This window comes from Halomonas sp. 707D4 (genome assembly GCF_024158685.1).
Classification (GTDB): Bacteria; Pseudomonadota; Gammaproteobacteria; order Pseudomonadales; family Halomonadaceae; genus Vreelandella.
On the sequence record NZ_JAMZBD010000393.1, the window covers coordinates 1 to 2,911 of the forward strand.

Annotated in this window: 3 protein-coding genes; all 3 read right to left on the reverse strand. The window is 64.4% G+C overall.

Annotation, left to right across the window (positions count from 1 at the left end; genetic code table 11):
* Positions 1 to 783: TRAP transporter substrate-binding protein (locus tag BIS11_RS14150; protein WP_253586360.1), on the reverse strand; the 783-nt coding region annotated here is incomplete at its 3' end.
* A gap of 235 nt (positions 784 to 1,018) precedes the next feature.
* Positions 1,019 to 1,960: a DUF808 domain-containing protein gene (locus tag BIS11_RS14155; RefSeq protein ID WP_253425517.1), complete on the reverse strand. Its 942-nt coding sequence runs from the start codon at positions 1,958 to 1,960 to the stop codon at positions 1,019 to 1,021.
* Between the two features lie 102 nt (positions 1,961 to 2,062).
* Positions 2,063 to 2,911: methionine synthase (locus BIS11_RS14160; protein WP_253586361.1), on the reverse strand; the 849-nt coding region annotated here is incomplete at its 5' end.

Consider the following 2,911-nt stretch of genomic DNA (forward strand, 5'->3'; position numbering starts at 1 on the left):
GGTCAGCAGCGCCTGGTGCTCGGGGCTCAGGGCGTCGAACCAGCGCTGGCTGAACAGGAACGCATAGCCAAGATAAGCGTGGTTGCTGATCACCACGTCGGACTGCACCTCGTAGAACTTCATCTGGGTGATCGACACCAGCGGGTTCTCCTGGCAGTCGACGATGCGCTGCTGGAGCGCGTTGTAGGTCTCGCCGAAGGCGATCGGCACCGGGTTGGCGCCCATGGCCTTGAACTGCTCCATGATGATCGGGCTCTGCATCACCCGGACCTTCTCGCCCGCGAAATCCTGGGGGCCTTCGATCGGGTGGTCGCAGGTGAACTGCTTGAAGCCGCTCTCCCAGAAGGTCACGCCTTTCAGGCCCACCGGCTCGACGGTGGCCAGCAGGTCGTCGCCGGCCTGGCCATCCAGCACGCGGTGGGCGACCTCCGGCGTGGGAAACAGGAACGGCAGATCGACGATCTGCATGGCCGGCACGAAGCCCGAGAGCTTGGCGGTGGGAATGATCGCCGCCTCGACCGCGCCCAGCTGCATCTGCTGGGTCACCTCCACGTCGTCGCCCAGGGTGTTGTTGGGAAAGAGCTGTACCCTGAGTTCGCCGCCGCTGCGCTCGGCCACGGCGTCCCGAAAGCGCTCCGCTGCCAGGTGCTGGGCGCTGTCTTCCGGCAGGTCGTGGTGGAACTTGATCAGCGTCTCGGCGCTGACGGCGGAAGACATCAAGGCACCCAGCGCCACGCTACACGCCAATGCCGTTTGCTTGAACTTGTTGATCTGCATCTTCATGGAGTGATCCCTGCCATTACCCGGTTCTGAAAGCGCCTCGGGAAGCGAGTTAAGTAACCGTTTACTTAACGAACTGGATAAAGCAAGGAACGTGCCAACATAAGACACGGCGTGTCAGGCGGGCCTCTTCGCTTTCACGCGCTCATGACCGCACCAACGCGGTGCCGACGAGGCCCGGCGTGAGTCGAATTGGTGAGAATCAGCAGCAGGACTGGGCAACGCCAATCCAGAGGCGCTATTCGGCCTTGGGGTCGCGGGATGAGAAAGCCGTCACCGCCGCCACTACCAGCGAGCCCACCGCCAGGCCCACCACCGCCGAGCAGAGGGTATTGAAGCCCCAGCCGAGGGCGCCGCCCAGCGCACCGGCACTGGCGGCGATGCGCTGCTCGACATGGTGTACCCAGTCGTAGGGGGCGTTGAGCCAGCCCACGCCCTCCTCTCCCAGATTGACCAGCAGGATATGCCCGCCGACCCAGAGCATGGCGACGGTGCCCACGAGCCCGATGAGCGCCAGCACCTTCGGCATGGCCACCACCATGCCCCGGCCAAGGCGCTTCATCGCCGAGCTATCACGCTGGGCCAGGCGCAGGCCGATGTCGTCCATGCGGATCAACAGCGCCACCACGCCGTAGACCAGCACGGTGATGAACAGCGCCACCACGATCAGGCTGACGAGCTGCGACCAGAACGGCTGATGGGCGACCGAGGAGAGCGCGATCACCATGATCTCGGCGGAGAGGATCAGGTCGGTGCGGATGGCGCCGCTGACGATGCGCTTTTCCGCTTCCGGCCCCTTGGCCACCGCCGGGGTGTCGTCGTGGTGGCCGGTGAGCTTGTGCCACACTTTTTCGGCGCCCTCGAAGGCGAGATAGGTGCCGCCCACCATCAGGATGATCGGCAGAAGCGCCGGCAGGAAGTGGTTGAGAAGAAGTGCCAGCGGCAAGATGAAGATCAGCTTGTTGCGAATCGAGCCCAGCGCGATCTGCTTGACGATCGGCAGTTCGCGCTCGGGGCTCACGCCTTGAAGGTACTGCGGTGTCACCGCCGTGTCGTCGACCACCACACCGGCAGCCTTGGCGGTGGCGCGCCCGGCGGCGGCACTCACGTCGTCGAGCGACGCCGCCGAAAGCTTGGCCAGTGCGGCGATATCATCGAGCAATCCCAGCAAGCCCCCCATGCGGCGCCCTCCCTGAATCTGCGCTGTGCGATCGATCAAGCTCGATCAGTAAAGCACAGCGCGGGCGAAGGCGCTCGGGTGGCGTGAGAGAAGGCTAACGCGTCAAAGCTCGCGGCGCAGAAGCTCGGCACCGGCGCTCAGCGCCTGGAGCTTGCCGCGCGCCACGGAGCGCGGCAGCGGCGCCATGCCACAGTTGGTGCAGGGGTAGAGCTTGTCGGCATCGACGAATTGAAGTGCTCGTCGCAACGTGGCGGCGACCTCTTCCGGCGTCTCGACGGCGTGGTTGGCGACGTCGATCGCGCCCACCATCACCTTCTTGCCGCGAATCAGCTCGATCAGCTCCATCGGCACGTGGGAGTTCTGGCACTCGAGCGAGACGATATCGATGTTGGACTGCTGCAGTTTCGGGAAGACCTCCTCGTACTGGCGCCACTCGTTGCCGAGCGTCTTCTTCCAGTCGGTGTTGGCCTTGATGCCGTAGCCATAGCAGATATGCACCGCCGTCTCGCACTTGAGGCCTTCGATGGCGCGCTCCAGCGCCGCGATGCCCCAGTCGTTGACCTCATCGAAGAAGACGTTGAAGGCGGGCTCGTCGAACTGGATGATATCGACGCCAGCGGCTTCGAGCTCCCTTGCCTCCTGGTTCAGCGCCTTGGCGAATTCCCAGGCGAGCTTCTCGCGGCTCTTGTAGTGATCGTCATACAGGGTGTCGATCATGGTCATCGGCCCCGGCAGCGCCCACTTGATCGGCTTGTCGGTCTGGCTTCTCAGGAACTTGGCATCCTCGACGAACACCGGCTGGTGGCGCTCGACCGCCCCCACCACCGTCGGCACGCTGGCGTCATAGCGGTTGCGGATGCGTACGGTCTGGCGCTTCTCGAAATCCACGCCGCTCAGGTGCTCGATGAAGGTGGTGACGAAGTGCTGGCGGGTCTGCTCGCCGTCGCTGAC